The organism is Mycolicibacter terrae (assembly GCF_010727125.1).
Lineage (GTDB): Bacteria > Actinomycetota > Actinomycetes > Mycobacteriales > Mycobacteriaceae > Mycobacterium > Mycobacterium terrae.
In genome coordinates, this window is record NZ_AP022564.1 from 2,622,493 (window position 1) to 2,636,698 (window position 14,206).

Below are 14,206 nucleotides of genomic sequence, written 5' to 3' on the forward strand. Positions count from 1 at the left end.
TGTTGGACTTCGGGTGATGCTTGACGGATCGTCTTCGGTTGATCCTTGACACTTCAGGTTAGTGGTTAGGCCTGTTCGCGGCTGCGGAAGGCCCGTTTGTTTCTTACCTCACCGCGGCTGGTGCGGGCGGCGGTCTTGACCAGGTCGTCGCCGATGAAAAACCGCAGCAGATCCCCGTCGACATGCACGTCGCAGCGGGAGCCGGCGTGATGGGCTCCCACGCTGACTTGCTGCCATGCCACGCTGACGACGCCGTTGGTGGTGACCCGGCGCGACACCCAGTCATCACCGCCGCGGTCGGTACCGGCTGCGCTCGAGGGGCTCGCTACCGCAGCGTCGGTCGCGCCCGCGCTGAACCGCTCAGCAGGGCACACCATGGCGATGGCTTGGTGGGGGCGGGCGGTGTTGTAGTAGCCAACCCACTCATCCAAGGCCTGCTGAGCACGTTTCAGAGTAGCGAAAGGCTTTCGGTCGCTGAGGAACTCAGCACGCAAACTACGGTGGAAGCGCTCAATTTTGCCCGTCGTCGTAGGACTGCGCGGCTGAGTCAGCAGATGCTCAACACCGTGTTGGCGACAGATCGCATCGAAGAGCACCTCCACCGGCGGATGATGAAACCGCCCGGTGAACACCTTGCCGTTATCGGTCAAGATCTGCTCGGGTGCCCCATAGCGATCCAGTGCCGCACGCAGCCCATCGCAGACCGCGCGAGTACGTTCCCGCGTCATCAAGTGCGCACTGATGCACATCCGGGAATGGTCATCGATACCGGTCAATGCTTTGGCGCTGGTGCCATCGGCCAGCGGGAACCCGCCGACGATATCCATCTGCCACAGCTCCATCGGAGCGCTACGTTCCCAGCGTTTCCATTTCCGCGACCGCCGCTGCCGCGCCTGCGCATCGATCATGGCGGCCCGCACCAGCGCCCGATAGACCGCCGACTCCGACGGCAGCGGCCTCACCTCCCGCTTATCCAGCTCGAACACCAACCGCCGCGGCCCCCAATACGGCCGCGACCGCCGCAACTCCAACACCACCGCCTCAACCTCGGCCGGCATCTGATGCGGACAGTGCACCGGCCGATGCGACCGGTCCTTGAGCCCTTCGAAGCCCTCGGCTTCATACCGGGCCAGCCAGCCATGCATCGTCTGGCGCGACACATTCGCCTTTTCAGCGGCCTGCGCCACCGAAAGCCCGTCGGCGATCACCGACAACACCGCTTGATACCGCTGCTCAGCCACGCTCAACTCCCTCATCCAGGGAGTGTCAAGGATCAACCGAAGTAACCGTCAACCATCAGCCGAAACACTGTCAGGCATCACCCGAAGCCGAAACGTCAACCATCACCCGACGTAATACATCAAACGTAGTGGGGCGGGCGGGGCTCGAACCCGCGACCAACGGATTATGAGTCCGCGGCTCTAACCGACTGAGCTACCGCCCCCGGTGCTGACTGGCGACCATGACACTAGCGCTCGCGGTCGCCGCCGACGACACGGCGGGGGCTCGATGCGCACGCCTAGACCCCGTCGGGAGGTTCGGGCAGCTCCATGCCGCCCAGCCGGACCGGGTCGGTGATCGACACGATGCCCACCAGGCGGCCGTTTCGCACCGTGCACGCCATCAGACTCAGGGGCCGCCCGGTCGGACCCCAGCCCAGGATGCCGGGCTCGCCGTTGACCAGGACACGACGAGCGGTGACCCGCGCCCCCCGGCCGCGGCGGACCGCCTCGATGACGTCGCCGGCTCCGGTCGTGACACTCAGGCCGCGGACCGTGTGCCGGCGCCAGGTGACCTCGGGGTCGAGCACCCGCACCAAGGCATCGAAGTCACCGTCCTGCGCGGCGGCCAGAAAGGCGTCGACGACCTCACGCTGGGCACGCCGGTCCCCCGCCGGCGTGGGGACGTCCTGGACCTTTCGACGTGCCCGGCTGGCCAACATCTTGGCGGCATCCGCCGATTTGCCGACGATCGGTCCGATCTCGGCGAACGGGACGGCGAACATGTCGTGCAGCACGAACGCGAGCCGTTCATCCGGTCGCAGCGACCCCAGCACGACCAGCAGTGCCAGCCCGACCGAATCCGACAGCACCGCAGCGTCTTCTGGGGTGTCGCGGTCATCGGTCACAACGAGGTCGGGAAGGTCTAGATCGGTCGAGATCTCCGGCCGCGCGGCGCGCGAGCGCAAGGTGTCGATGCAGATGCGGCTGATCACGGTCGTCAACCACCCGGGCAGGTTGTCGATCGTGTCAACGTCCTGGCGGGACAGTCGCAGCCACGCCTCCTGGACGGCATCTTCGGCGTCGGACCCCGAACCCAGAACCCGATAAGCCAACGCCAGCAGGCGAGGGCGCTGCTGTTCGAAGTCCTCGGCCAGCTGCGATTCGGTCGTCATCGGTTACCTCTCGTGGTGTCGGTCCGTCATAGGTGATGACGAACCCCACCCGACCGAGGTAACCACGAACACGAAGGAGTGCGCCATGAACACCACCTTGTGGATCATCGCCGGCGTCGTCGCCGCCGGGTTTGTCGCCGGCGGCGCCGCCCTGCTGCTGCTGTCGAGGGCGAAGTACCGGTCCCTGGGCGCCAATCAGCACTGGGTCGACGACTTCGGCGACGGCCATCTCAAGGCCATCGGCACGATCAAGCTGATCGGCGCGGCCGGGCTCGTCGTCCCGGCCGCTCTCGGTGTGGCACCGCTGCTGGTGCCGCTGGCCGCCTGCGGCCTGATGCTGTTCATGGCCGGCGCCGCCACCACCAGATTCCGCCGCAGCGAGTGGTCCTACCTGGCCGGCGACATCGTGTTTATCGCGGTGTTTGCGCTTCTGGCGTGGGGCCGATTCGGCCTGCAGCCCTTCGCCTGATTTTGCCGGGCACGAGCATCGGCACATCGGCTCGGTACTGCCGGTATTGGTCCCCGAGGATCCCGACCAGGTCCCGCTCCTCGAGGTGCACCGCGATCAGGATGTAGCCGGTGGTCGCCACCGCGAAAAGCAGATGGCCGGCGGTCATGGTGGGCGTGGCCCAGAACGCGATCACGAAACCCAGCATCAGCGGGTGCCGCACCACCCGGTAGAGCAACGTGGCACGAAACCCGACCGGGGTGTAGGGCTGTGCCCGCCAGGTCGAGTACACCTGGCGCAACCCGAACAGGTCGAGATGGCTGACCATGAACGTCGACGCCAGGGCGATCACCCAGCCGATCCAGAACAGTGCCCACAACACCGTCCGCCCGGCAGACGCCGTCACATCCCAGATGACCATCGGGATCGGTCGCCACAGCCAAAACAACAGAACCAGAACGACATTCGACGCCAACACATAGGTGCTGCGTTCGAGGTCGACGGGCACCACTCGCGTCAGCCACCGCTTGAACGCCGGCCGCGCCATCACGCTGTGCTGCACCGCGAACAGACCCAACAGCAGCACGTCGACCACGATCGCCGCACCGGCGGACGCCGGCGGGCCGCGGTCAACGCTGCGCGGCACCACGAGGTCGCCGACGAAGCCGACGGCATAGAGGAAGACGACGAGAAAGACCAGATAGTTGAGCACCCCGTAGACGAGTGCGAGAAAGCGGGCCATGATGCCCTCCCGACATGATGAATACGTCATCGTAACTCGGATAATCCGCAGGTCAATAGGATTTTCACCCGGGCGAGTGATCGCCGCCCAACGACACCGGCTTACGATCCGAGGATGACCGCGGAAACGTTCGTCACCCACGCGCCCGGCGAGGTGCGCATCATCGCCGACCGCCACGGTGATCCCGGCGCCCGCGCAGTGGTGTTCCTGCACGGCGGCGGCCAAACCCGCCGATCCTGGGGGCGGGCCGCCGCGGCGGTAGCCGAGCGCGGCTGGCAGGCGGTCACCGTCGACCTGCGCGGCCACGGCGAATCGGACTGGGCGAGCGGGGGTGACTACCGACTGGTGAGTTTCGCCGCCGACGTCCACGAGGTGCTGCGCACCCTGCCGCCGGACCCGGTGCTGGTCGGCGCCTCGCTGGGTGGGTGCGCCGCGATGCTGCTCGGCGGCGAGCTGGCTCCCCGGGTCGCCAGTGCGGTGGTGTTGGTCGACATCGTGCCCAACATGGATCCCTCAGGCGCGCAGCGCGTCCAGGCGTTCATGGCAGAGAACATGGAGTCCGGGTTCGACTCCCTCGACCAGGTCGCCGATGCGATCGCCGCCTACAACCCGCACCGGCCCCGCCCCAGCGACTTGGGCGGGCTCGCCGCCAACCTGCGCCGCCGCGGCGATCGCTGGTACTGGCACTGGGACCCGTTGTTCATCAGCGGCCCCGAGCACCAGGGCCCGATGGAGATCCACGACGTCGAGCGGCTCAACGCCGCGGTGCAGACCATCCTCGACGGCGGCGTGCCGATGCTGCTGGTCCGCGGTCAGCTCAGCGACCTGGTCAGCGCCGCGAACGCCGAGGAGTTCCTGACCCGGTTCCCGCAGGTGGAGTTCGTCGACGTCGCCGGGGCCGGTCACATGGTCGCCGGCGACCGCAACGACATCTTCGCCGACGCCATCCTGGGGTTTTTGGCACGGCACTCCGCCTGAGATCAGCTGAACACGGTCTGGCCGTCGGCATCGAGCAGGTAGTGCTCGGTGCCGTCGGCGACCCGCGGTGCGTCGGCGGCCAGTGACACCGCGATCTTGTTACCGGCGTTGCGCATCACATCCAGGGTGAGCTCCACGGCCTGGTCGTCGGTGAAGTGCCGGCGTACCCCGGCGGCGACGTCGGCGTCGATGTGCGCCGGCGTCCAGATCAGGGCGTCGACGTAGCGCAGCGCCGCCTTCTGCGGCTCGTTCAGCAGCCCGGAACCCTCGAACCGCTCGATATCGTCGTAGAGCGACTCCGAACCACCGGCCTCCAGGGCGGTCGTCTCCCGCAGCGACTTGCACAGCCGGCAATTGTGCTGGGCCGCACCGCGCAGCCGCACCACCTCGGAGGTCACCGCGTCCAGGGATCGCAGCCGCGCCACGGCGGGCATGAATCCGTTGAACAGCGCGTCGGCCGGGTGGCCCGAGTGATCCCACACGATCGGGTCCGGCCATGACACCGCGACACCGACCGCGTCCAGGCCGGCACGCACCCGCGGCACGAAATCACCGATGTACATCTGCACGACCGTGTCGAAGGCCCTATCCCCCAACGCCGCCCGCAGCCGGTCGCGCTGGGCGTCGCTGATCATCGAGACGTCGACACTGAACTGTTCGGCGAACTCGACCACCACCGGATCGGCCTCCGACGCATCGGCGCTGACCTCAGCCGGCAACGGCGGCAGCCCCAGCGTCCGGCCGCACACCTGGCGGACCACAGCACCCAACCGGTCACTCGAGCACGCCACCAACCGATTCAGTTCATCAAGAACGCCCATGTCAAGGATTATGTACGCCGTGGCAATAGGCTGAAACCCATGCGCGTCGTCGTCATCACCAAACACGGCCCCCCATCGGTGCTGCAGGTGCAGGATCGCCCGGACCCTCCGCCACCGTCCGCCGGCCAGGTGCGCATCGCGGTGCGCGCGGCGGGGGTGAACTTCGCCGATCACCTCGCCCGTGTCGGGCTGTATCCGGATGCGCCGAAGCTGCCCGCCGTGGTCGGCTACGAGGTCGCCGGGACCATCGAGGCAGTCGGTGAGGGTGTCGAGGCGGCCCGCATCGGTGAGCGGGTCTTGGCCGGCACTCGTTTCGGCGGCTATGCAGAGATCGTCAACGCCAACGCCGCCGACACGGTCGCGCTGCCACCATCGATGAGCTTCGAGCAGGGCGCGGCGATACCGGTGAACTACGCGACGGCCTGGGCCGCGCTGCACGGCTACGGCTCGCTGCAGCCCGGCGAGCGGGTGCTGGTGCACGCCGCGGCCGGCGGCGTCGGAATCGCGGCGATCCAGCTCGCCAAGGCCGCCGGGGCGGTCGTGCACGGCACCGCCTCACCGGGCAAGCACGACCAGCTCGATGCACTGGGCATCGACCGCGCCATCGATTACCGTCGCAAAGGCTGGTGGGATGGCCTGCCGCCCTATGACATCGTGCTCGACGGGCTCGGCGGCACCTCGTTGCGGCGCTCGTTTGAGATGTTGCGTCCCGGCGGACGCCTTATCGCCTACGGCCTTTCGTCACTGCAGCAGGGCGAGAAGCGATCGCTGCGCCGGGCGGCGCCGCAAGCCCTGGCGATGCTGCGCGGCTTCAGTCTGATCACGCAGATGGAGCAGTCCAAGACCGTCGTCGGCCTGAACATGCTGCGGCTCTGGGACGATCGCGGCACGCTCGGACCCTGGATCGCCCCGCTGTCTGCGGCGTTGTCCGACGGGATCGCCGCCCCGGTGGTGCATGCGGCGGTGCCGTTCGCTAACGCCCCGGAGGCCCACCGCATTCTGGCCGCGCGGGAAAACGTCGGCAAGGTGGTGCTGGTGCCCTAGAGGTCAGACCGTCCGCGCCAGCCGCTGCGCCAGCAGTTCGGCGAACCGCGCCGGATCCTCCAGCGCCCCACCCTCGGCCAACAGCGCTGTGCCGTAGAGCAACTCCGCGGTCTCGGCCAATTCGCCGTCGTCTTCGCCCCGCTGGCTGAGCGCCTGGCGCAGGCCGGCGATCAGCGGATGGTTCGGGTTGAGTTCAAGGATGCGCTTGCCGACCGGAACCTCCTGGCCGTTGGCTCGGTAAATGCGTGCCAACGCCGGGGTCATCTCGAAGGTGTCGGTGATCAGACAGGCCGGTGACTCGGTCAGCCGGGTGGACAGCCGCACCTCTTTGACCTGCTCGGTCAGAGTCTGTTCCAGCCAGGCGATCAGCTCGGCGAAATCCTTTTCCTGCTCCTTGCGCTGTGCCTCGTGCGCGGTCTTGTCCTCCTCGGAGTCCAGATCCACCTCACCCTTGGCCGTGGACTGCAGAGGCTTCCCGTCGAACTCGGCTACCGTGTTCACCCAAAGCTCGTCGACCGGATCGGTCAGCAACAACACCTCGTACCCCTTGGCCTTGAACGCCTCCAGGTGCGGCGATTTCAGCAGCTGCTGACGCGACTCACCGGTGGCGTAGAAAATCTTTTCCTGGCCGTCTTTCATGCGCTCGACGTACTCGGCCAGGGTGGTCGGCTCAGAGTCGCTGTGTGTCGAGGCGAATGAGCTGATCGCGAGCAATGCCTCCTGGTTGTCGAAGTCGGAGAGCAGTCCCTCCTTGACGACCCGGCCGAACTCCGTCCAGAAGGTGCGGTAGTCCTCGGGCCGCTGCGACTGCAGCTCCTTGATGGTCGAGAGCACCCTCTTGGTCAGCCGCCGGCGAATCGCGTTGATCTGCCGGTCCTGCTGCAGGATTTCGCGGGAAACGTTGAGCGACATGTCCGCCGCGTCGACCACGCCCTTGATGAAGCGCAGGTACTCGGGCATCAACTGATCGCAGTCGCCCATGATGAACACCCGTTTGACGTAGAGCTGCACTCCGACCTGCGCGTCCCGGTTGAACAGATCGAACGGGGCGTGCGAGGGGATGAACAGCAGCGCCTGGTATTCGAAGGTGCCCTCGGCCTTCATCGCGATGACCTCGAGCGGTTCGTCCCAGGCGTGCGCGATGTGTTTGTAGAACTCCTGGTATTCCTCTTGTGACACCTCGTCTTTGGGGCGCGCCCACAGCGCCTTCATCGAGTTCAGGGTCTGGGTTTCGACAGTGACCGTCTCCTCGCCGCCCTCCTCGGCCGGCGGCGTCCGGCGCTCCACCTGCATCCGGATCGGCCAGGCGATGAAGTCGGAGTACTTCTTGATCAGGCCCCGGATCGTCCACTCCGCGGTGTAGTCGTGCAGCGCATCCTCAGCGTCTTCGGGCTTGAGGTGCAAGGTGATCGACGTCCCCTGTGGCGCGGACTCGACGGGTGCGATGGTGTAGGTGCCATCACCGCTGGACTCCCACCGGATGGCTTCGCTCTGGCCGGCCTTGTGGGTGACCATCTCGACCCGGTCGGCGACCATGAACACCGAGTAGAACCCGATCCCGAACTGGCCGATCAGCTCCTCAGACGCTGCTTCGTTCTCGGCGTTCTGCGCGTCGCGCAGTTGCTCCCGAAGCTGCGCGGTGCCGGATTTGGCCAGGGTGCCGATCAGGTCCACCACCTCGTCGCGCGACATGCCGATGCCGTTGTCGCGGACCGTCAGCGTGCGGGCTTGTTTGTCGACTTCGATCTCGATGTGCAGGTCGGAGGTGTCTACCTCGAGGTCCTTGTTGCGGAACGCCTCAAGCCGCAGCTTGTCCAAGGCGTCGGAGGCGTTGGAGATCAACTCCCGCAGGAACGCGTCTTTGTTGGAGTAGACCGAGTGGACCATCAAATCCAGCAGCTGACGGGCCTCAGCCTGAAACTCCAGCTGCTCCACACGCGCGCTCATTGACATCTTCCCTCCTCGACTGATTGACAACCGGCTCGGCGACACAGTTCAGTAACCATCATGATGGATGCCTCCGCCTCGGATACAGCCACCGCGACGAGCGAGGTCGTCCTGGGCTTGTGGCAGGCACTGGCACGGCACGATTGGGATGCACTCAAGACACATCTGGCGGCGGACTGCCTCTATGTCGACATGCCGATGCCGGCGGCGGCGGCACGCGGCCCCGAAGACATCGTCAAACGGCTGCGGTTGTTGTTCGACCGGCTGGCCGGCTACGAGCACCACGGCGGCCGGTTGGTGGCCGACGGTGCGGATGTCATGTATGAGCACTCCGAGACCTGGCACTTCCCCTCCGGGGAGCAGGGCACCCTGCGGTTCGCCACGGTGCACCGGGTTGCCGACGGGAAAATTACGGTGTGGAAAGACTATTGGGACTTCTCCAGCCTGTTGGCGTTCGCGCCGCCCAACTACTTTGAGAGCTTCGCCGCCGACGACATGTCCTGGGTGTTCGACGCCACCGATCTGGTCTGAACCCGCGGCGTCACTGCGCCTGACTCACCGACGACATGTGGAAATCGGGTATCCGCAGCGAGGGCATCACCGCGCGGGTCGCCCAGTCGCCCCACTCCCGCGGCAGCGTCGGCTCGGCGATACCGGCCTGGGTGGCCCGGCGCAGCAGGTCCAGTGGGCTCTCGTTGAACCGGAAGTTGTTCACCGCCGCGCTCACCCGGCCGTCCTCGACCAGATAAACGCCGTCACGGGTCAACCCGGTCAGCAGCAGCGTCGTCGGGTCCACCTCGCGGATGTACCACAGCGTGGTCAGCAGCAACCCACGCTCGGTCGAGGCGATCATCTCGTCCATGCTGGCCGAACCGCCCGTCATCAACAGGTTGTCGGCGGGCAGGGCGACCGGGACACCGAACTCCGCGGCGGTGGCCCGCGGGTAGGCCAGCGCGTTGATCACCCCGCCGCGGATCCAGTCCACGCAGCCGATGTCCAGACCGTTGTCGAACACCGACGCCGTCTCCGAGGAGGTGCCGGTCGCCACGAACGGCGCGCACTCGAGCCCGAAGGCGTGCGGGTCGGAGTACAGCGTCAGCGGCAGTTCGGATAAACGCTCCCCCACCCGGGTGCCGCCGCCGGGCGCCGACAGCGCGGTGCGGCCCTCCTGGGCGCCCCGGCCGCTCATCGTCCAGCCCAGGTAGATCATCATGTCGGCCACCGTGGACGGCGGCATCAACGTCTCGTACCGCCCGGCAGGCAGGTCGACGGTGCGCGCCGCCCAGCCCAACCGCGTCGACAGCTGCTCCAGCAAGGAATCACATCGCACGTCAGTGAAGTCCGGGGCGCTGACGCCGGCCCAGGCACTGGCACCGTCGCGTTTGGCGTTGATCTCCACCGTTCCGGTGGGCTGGGTGAAACGGCGCCGCAGTCCGGTCGAGGACGCCAGGAACGTCGTCGCCATCTCATGCCGGGCGAAGCCGTACAACTGGTCGGCGCCGCGAAAGCCGCGGCTCAACGACGCCGCCAGGTCGGCGAAGACCTCGGCGCCGGTTTCCGGCGCGTCGGCGTCCCAGTCATCCGGCACACCGGCGCCGCCCACCAGCTCCGCAGCGTCGCGGGCTTCCGGGGCGCCCGCAGCCGCCTCCGCGGAGGCCGCCACCAGCTCGGGGATCAGCGTGGGGTCCACCTCCGCCGAGCACAGCGATCCGACCCGGGACCCCTCGTCGTCGCGGGCGATCGTGATCACCGTGGTGGTCCGGCTGCTCGACACCCCGTTGGTGGTCATCGAGTTGCCCGCCCAGCGCAGCGATGCCTCGGCTCTATCGGTGACCAGCACGATGGTCTCGGTATCGGTTCCGGCACGGCGGCCGCTGCCCGCGGCGTTCAGGGCCAGGTCGACGACCTGCTGCGCCGGAATCATCCCCTGCCCCCCTCGGCCCGTGTGTTGAGCACGTTGATCCCCCGGAACAGCGCCGACGGGCAGCCGTGACTGACCGCGGCCACCTGACCGGGCTGGGCCTTGCCGCAGTTGAACGCCCCGCCCAGCCGCCACGTCGAGGCGCCGCCGGCGGCCTCCATCGCGTTCCAGAAGTCGGTGGTGGTGGCCTGATAGGCCACGTCACGCAGCTGACCGTCGAGCCGGCCGTCCCGGATCCGGAAGAACCGCTGCCCGGTGAATTGAAAGTTGTAGCGCTGCATGTCGATCGACCATGATCGATCCCCGACGATGTAGATGCCGTCGTCCACCCGGGCGATCAGGTCAGCCGTGGAAAGGTCCGCAGGACCCGGTTGCAGCGACACATTGGCCATCCGCTGGATCGGAACATGGTGCGGCGAGTCGGCATACGAGCACCCGTTGGAGCGCGCCTGCCCCAGCCGGGGGCCGAACACCCGGTCCAGCTGGTAGCCGACGAACATGCCGTCGCGCACCAGATCCCAGCTCTGGGCGGCCACCCCCTCGTCGTCGTAGCCGATGCTGGCCAGACCGAAGGGCACTGTCCGGTCGGCGGTCACGTTCATCACCGGGGAGCCGTAGCGCAACGTGCCGAGTTTGTCCGGGGTGGCGAACGAGGTCCCGGCGTAGGCTGCCTCGTAGCCGATGGCGCGGTCGTATTCGGTTGCGTGCCCGATGGATTCATGGATGGTCAGCCACAGGTTGGTCGGGTCGATCACCAGGTCGGTCGGCCCGGGCCGCACACTGGGGGCCTTCATCTTCTCGGCCAGCAGCACCGGCAGCTGCGCCAGCTCACCCGACCAGTCCCACACGTCGTCGCCGGCCACCGCCTCCCAGCCCCGTGCGGTCGGCGGCGCCAGGGTGCGCATGGAGTCGAAGCCCTCCGGCCCGACGGTGACCGCCTCAAAGACCGGCATCAGCCGGACCCGCTGCTGGGTGATCGACGACCCGAACGTGTCGGCGTAGAAGTTCTGTTCCTTGACCGCGGTCAACGCCGCCGTCACGTGGTTCACCCCATCGGCGGCGAGCAGCCGGCCGGAGTAGTCCTCCAGCACGTCGATCTTGTCGGCGGTGGGCACATCGAACGGGTCGATCGCATAGTCCGATACCCAGCTGGCGTCGCGGTACACCGGCTCGGCCGCCAGCTCGACGCGTTCGCCGTTGAGGGCGGCCAGCGTCGTGGCGACCTGCACGGCCCGCCGCGCGGTGTCGGCGGCGACGCCGGGCGACAGCTCGGCATGGGAGGCGAAGCCCCAGGTGCCGTCGACGATCACCCGTACCGCGCACCCGAGTTCGCGGTTGACGACGGCGGTCTCCAACTCGCCGTCGCGCATCCGGACGATCTCGGTGGCGATCCGGTGAATACGCAGGTCGGCGTGCTCGGCGCCGGCCGCCCTGGCCGCCGACAGCGCGGCATCGGCCAACTCGTGGCGGGGCAGGGCCAGAAACTCGGCATCGATCCCCCGGTTCGGTGTCACCCGACCACGGTATCGACCGGTTTTAATTGCTGCATGGCAGACTCGCCGCGCACCGCCCAGCGGCGCTCCACCACGCTCGGCTACGCACTGCTCGCCCCGAGCCTGTTCGGGGTGATGGCGTTCTTGCTGCTTCCGATGCTGGTGGTGGTGTGGCTGAGTCTGCACCGCTGGGACCTACTGGGCCCGATCAACTACGCCGGCGCCGACAACTGGCGATCGGTGCTGACCGATCGGGCATTCGGCAATTCCCTTGTGGTGACGGTGCTTTTCGTGGCGATCGTCGTCCCGGTCCAGACCGTGCTGGGGCTGGGCGTGGCGGTGCTGCTGGCCCGCGAACTGCCCGGCAGCGGCGCATTCCGCACCATCTACGTGCTGCCGTGGATCTGCGCGCCGCTGGCCATCGCGGTGCTGTGGCGCTGGATCCTGAGCCCCACCGGCGGCGCGGTGAGCGCCCTGGCGGGCAGGCGCATCGAGTGGCTGACCGACCCCGGACTGGCCCTGCCGGTGACCTCGGCGGTGGTGGTGTGGACCAACGTCGGCTACGTCGCCCTGTTCTTTCTGGCCGGCATCCTGGCCATCCCCGCCCAGGTGCTGTCGGCGGCACGCATCGACGGCGCCAACGGCTGGCAGCGGTTCTGGCGGGTCACCTTGCCGATGCTGCGGCCCACCATGTTCTTCGTCCTGGTCACCGGGGTGGTCAGCGCGGCGCAGGTGTTCGACACCGTCTACGCGCTCACCGGGGGCGGCCCCGCCGGTCGCACCGATCTGATCGCGCACCGCATCTACGACGAGGCGTTCGGGGCGGCGGCGATCGGCCGGGCGGCGGTGATGGCGCTGGTGCTGTTCGCCGTGCTGGTCGGTGTCACCGTGATACAGCAGCTTTCATTCGGACGGCGGGTCAGCTATGACCTCACCTGAGCCTGCGCCGCTGCCGTTCTGGCCGCCATCGAGTGCGCTGTGCCGGCGGCCCCACGCCAGGTAGAAGATCAGCGCGATCGCCATCCAGGCGGTGAACGCCATCCAGGTGTACCGGTGCAGGTTGTACAGGATCCATCCACACACTGCCACGGCCAAGATCGGTGTGACCGGATAGCCGGGCGCCCTGAAACCGCGAGGCAAATCCGGTTCCCGGACCCGCAGTACAACGACGGCCACCGACACCGCGATGAACGCGGTCAAAGCGCCGATGGAGACCATTTCGGCCAGACGCTGGAGCGGTACCAGGCCGGCGAGGATCGCCACCACGACCGCGACGATCACGGTGTTGGTTACCGGTGTCCCGGTACGCCGGTTGACCTTGGCCAACGACGCCGGCAGCAGACCGTCGCGACCCATCGCGAACAGGATGCGGGTCTGGCCGTACATCGTCACCAACGTGACCGTGAAGATCGATATCACCGCGCCCGCGGCCAAGACAGTGCTGCCGATGCGATTCCCGGTGATGTTGTCCACAATCACGGCCAGCCCCGCGTTCTGCCCCTCGAAGTCCTGCCAAGGCTGGCTGCCCATCGCAGCGACCGCGACGACCACATAGACACCGGTCACGATCAATAGTGCCGCGATGATCGCCCGCGGGATCGTGCGTTGCGGGTCTCTGACCTCCTCGCCGGCGGTGGATACCGCATCAAGACCGACGTAGGAGAAGAAGATCGTGCCCGCGGCCCAGCTGATTCCCGAAAAGCCGAAAGGTGTGAAGTCAGCGAAGCGGTCCGCTCTGAACGCAGTTGACGCAATGACCGCGAAAACCAGCAGCACACCGAGTTTGATCACCACCATGACGGCATTGACCTTGGCCGATTCACTGGTGCCGCCGATCAGCATAGCCGCGCAGATTGCCACCAAGATAATGGCCGGCAGGTTGACCACGCCGCCCTCGGACTCCCCCGGCGCCGATGAAATAGCCTGCGGGATCGCGAGTCCGAAGACGTTGAGCGACAGCTTGCTCAGGTACTGACTCCACCCGACCGACACCGCGGCGGTGGACACCCCGTATTCGAGCACCAGGCATGCCCCGACAACCACGGCCCCGACTTCGCCGAGGGTCGCATAGGAGTACGAGTATGCCGACCCCGACATCGGCACCGCCGAAGCCAATTCGGCGTAACACAGCGCGGCCAGGCCCGCTGCGGCCCCCGCCAGGATGAACGATACGACCACAGCCGGACCGGCTTGTGGTACCGCCTGCGGGAAGACGACGAAGATGCCTGTGCCCACGGTGGCGCCGACGCCGAACATGGTGAGGTGAAACCCGCCGAGACTGCGTCGCAGGTGGTTTGAGGTCCCGCCGGCTACCTGCGCTCCGCTCACCGGCCGGCGCCGCAACATCTGCCGTGGCAGGCTGGACGCCGGAATTGGCATGGTGCTCCTAGCTGGACGGTCCGAGTCCATCATTGAAC

Annotated in this window: 13 protein-coding genes and 1 tRNA gene; 5 read left to right on the forward strand and 9 right to left on the reverse strand. The window is 67.3% G+C overall.

Annotated features, from left to right (window positions below; all coding sequences use genetic code 11):
- Nucleotides 1–65: 65 nt before the first annotated feature.
- The 3 genes from G6N23_RS12630 to G6N23_RS12640 all read right to left on the reverse strand — a co-directional run bounded on the left by G6N23_RS12630 (nt 66) and on the right by G6N23_RS12640 (nt 2,395).
- Nucleotides 66–1,256: an IS481 family transposase gene (locus tag G6N23_RS12630; protein ID WP_085261127.1), complete on the reverse strand. Its 1,191-nt coding sequence runs from the start codon at nt 1,254–1,256 to the stop codon at nt 66–68.
- A gap of 114 nt (nt 1,257–1,370) precedes the next feature.
- Nucleotides 1,371–1,444 (reverse strand) — tRNA-Ile (locus tag G6N23_RS12635).
- A gap of 75 nt (nt 1,445–1,519) precedes the next feature.
- Entirely contained in the window at nt 1,520–2,395 is an 876-nt protein-coding gene (locus tag G6N23_RS12640) for a sigma-70 family RNA polymerase sigma factor (RefSeq protein WP_085261128.1), read from the reverse strand.
- An 85-nt stretch (nt 2,396–2,480) separates the two neighbouring features.
- Here G6N23_RS12640 and G6N23_RS12645 point away from each other — a divergent pair, with 85 nt between their 5' ends.
- Nucleotides 2,481–2,864 carry a DoxX family protein gene (locus tag G6N23_RS12645; RefSeq protein WP_085261129.1) on the forward strand — a complete coding sequence of 128 codons (384 nt, stop codon included), beginning with the start codon at nt 2,481–2,483 and terminating at the stop codon, nt 2,862–2,864.
- On the opposite strand, the gene mddA is transcribed toward G6N23_RS12645, so the two are convergent.
- The gene (gene mddA, locus G6N23_RS12650; RefSeq protein ID WP_085261130.1) at nt 2,806–3,585 is read right to left on the reverse strand and encodes a methanethiol S-methyltransferase; all 780 of its coding nucleotides are present in this window, start codon (nt 3,583–3,585) and stop codon (nt 2,806–2,808) included. The two genes, G6N23_RS12645 and mddA, sit on opposite strands and share 59 nt — an antisense overlap.
- A 114-nt stretch (nt 3,586–3,699) precedes the next feature.
- Between mddA and G6N23_RS12655 the strand changes: the two genes are divergently transcribed.
- Nucleotides 3,700–4,563, forward strand: a complete 864-nt coding sequence (locus G6N23_RS12655; RefSeq protein WP_085261131.1) for an alpha/beta fold hydrolase — start codon at nt 3,700–3,702, stop codon at nt 4,561–4,563.
- A 2-nt stretch (nt 4,564–4,565) separates the two neighbouring features.
- Here the strand turns inward: G6N23_RS12655 and G6N23_RS12660 are convergent, their stop codons facing one another.
- Nucleotides 4,566–5,384, reverse strand: a complete 819-nt coding sequence (locus tag G6N23_RS12660; RefSeq protein ID WP_085261132.1) for a carboxymuconolactone decarboxylase family protein — start codon at nt 5,382–5,384, stop codon at nt 4,566–4,568.
- A 39-nt stretch (nt 5,385–5,423) separates the two neighbouring features.
- On the opposite strand from G6N23_RS12660, the gene G6N23_RS12665 reads away from it, so the two are divergent.
- Complete coding sequence (locus G6N23_RS12665; RefSeq protein ID WP_085261133.1) at nt 5,424–6,428, forward strand: zinc-binding dehydrogenase; 1,005 nt, start codon at nt 5,424–5,426, stop codon at nt 6,426–6,428.
- Nucleotides 6,429–6,431: 3 nt separating this feature from the next.
- Here G6N23_RS12665 and htpG read toward each other — a convergent pair whose 3' ends face one another.
- Nucleotides 6,432–8,375: a molecular chaperone HtpG gene (gene htpG, locus G6N23_RS12670; RefSeq protein ID WP_085261134.1), complete on the reverse strand. Its 1,944-nt coding sequence runs from the start codon at nt 8,373–8,375 to the stop codon at nt 6,432–6,434.
- A 63-nt stretch (nt 8,376–8,438) separates the two neighbouring features.
- Here htpG and G6N23_RS12675 point away from each other — a divergent pair, with 63 nt between their 5' ends.
- Nucleotides 8,439–8,906: a nuclear transport factor 2 family protein gene (locus tag G6N23_RS12675; RefSeq protein ID WP_085261176.1), complete on the forward strand. Its 468-nt coding sequence runs from the start codon at nt 8,439–8,441 to the stop codon at nt 8,904–8,906.
- Between the two features lie 10 nt (nt 8,907–8,916).
- Here the strand turns inward: G6N23_RS12675 and G6N23_RS12680 are convergent, their stop codons facing one another.
- Both G6N23_RS12680 and G6N23_RS12685 read right to left on the reverse strand, forming a co-directional pair.
- Nucleotides 8,917–10,299 carry a metallopeptidase TldD-related protein gene (locus G6N23_RS12680; RefSeq protein WP_085261135.1) on the reverse strand — a complete coding sequence of 461 codons (1,383 nt, stop codon included), beginning with the start codon at nt 10,297–10,299 and terminating at the stop codon, nt 8,917–8,919.
- Nucleotides 10,296–11,810 (reverse strand): TldD/PmbA family protein, encoded by a 1,515-nt coding sequence (locus G6N23_RS12685; protein ID WP_085261136.1) that lies wholly within the window; start codon nt 11,808–11,810, stop codon nt 10,296–10,298. The genes G6N23_RS12680 and G6N23_RS12685 overlap by 4 nt, the downstream gene beginning before the upstream one ends.
- Nucleotides 11,811–11,843: 33 nt before the next feature.
- Between G6N23_RS12685 and G6N23_RS12690 the strand changes: the two genes are divergently transcribed.
- A complete protein-coding gene (locus G6N23_RS12690; protein ID WP_085261137.1) occupies nt 11,844–12,728 on the forward strand; it encodes a carbohydrate ABC transporter permease in 885 nt (294 codons plus the stop codon).
- On the opposite strand, the gene G6N23_RS12695 is transcribed toward G6N23_RS12690, so the two are convergent.
- Nucleotides 12,693–14,168, reverse strand: a complete 1,476-nt coding sequence (locus G6N23_RS12695; protein ID WP_085261138.1) for an amino acid permease — start codon at nt 14,166–14,168, stop codon at nt 12,693–12,695. The genes G6N23_RS12690 and G6N23_RS12695 overlap by 36 nt on opposite strands.
- Nucleotides 14,169–14,206: the final 38 nt, after the last annotated feature.

Excerpts from the sequence above, each read along its gene's own strand:
- G6N23_RS12630 (WP_085261127.1), bottom strand. The coding sequence starts at position 1,256 with ATGAGGGAGTTGAGCGTGGCTGAGCAGCGGTATCAAGCGGTGTTGTCG.
- G6N23_RS12640 (WP_085261128.1), bottom strand. The coding sequence starts at position 2,395 with ATGACGACCGAATCGCAGCTGGCCGAGGACTTCGAACAGCAGCGCCCT.
- G6N23_RS12645 (WP_085261129.1), top strand. The coding sequence starts at position 2,481 with ATGAACACCACCTTGTGGATCATCGCCGGCGTCGTCGCCGCCGGGTTT.
- mddA (WP_085261130.1), bottom strand. The coding sequence starts at position 3,585 with ATGGCCCGCTTTCTCGCACTCGTCTACGGGGTGCTCAACTATCTGGTC.
- G6N23_RS12655 (WP_085261131.1), top strand. The coding sequence starts at position 3,700 with ATGACCGCGGAAACGTTCGTCACCCACGCGCCCGGCGAGGTGCGCATC.
- G6N23_RS12660 (WP_085261132.1), bottom strand. The coding sequence starts at position 5,384 with ATGGGCGTTCTTGATGAACTGAATCGGTTGGTGGCGTGCTCGAGTGAC.
- G6N23_RS12665 (WP_085261133.1), top strand. The coding sequence starts at position 5,424 with ATGCGCGTCGTCGTCATCACCAAACACGGCCCCCCATCGGTGCTGCAG.
- htpG (WP_085261134.1), bottom strand. The coding sequence starts at position 8,375 with ATGAGCGCGCGTGTGGAGCAGCTGGAGTTTCAGGCTGAGGCCCGTCAG.
- G6N23_RS12675 (WP_085261176.1), top strand. The coding sequence starts at position 8,439 with ATGGATGCCTCCGCCTCGGATACAGCCACCGCGACGAGCGAGGTCGTC.
- G6N23_RS12680 (WP_085261135.1), bottom strand. The coding sequence starts at position 10,299 with ATGATTCCGGCGCAGCAGGTCGTCGACCTGGCCCTGAACGCCGCGGGC.
- G6N23_RS12690 (WP_085261137.1), top strand. The coding sequence starts at position 11,844 with ATGGCAGACTCGCCGCGCACCGCCCAGCGGCGCTCCACCACGCTCGGC.
- G6N23_RS12695 (WP_085261138.1), bottom strand. The coding sequence starts at position 14,168 with ATGCCAATTCCGGCGTCCAGCCTGCCACGGCAGATGTTGCGGCGCCGG.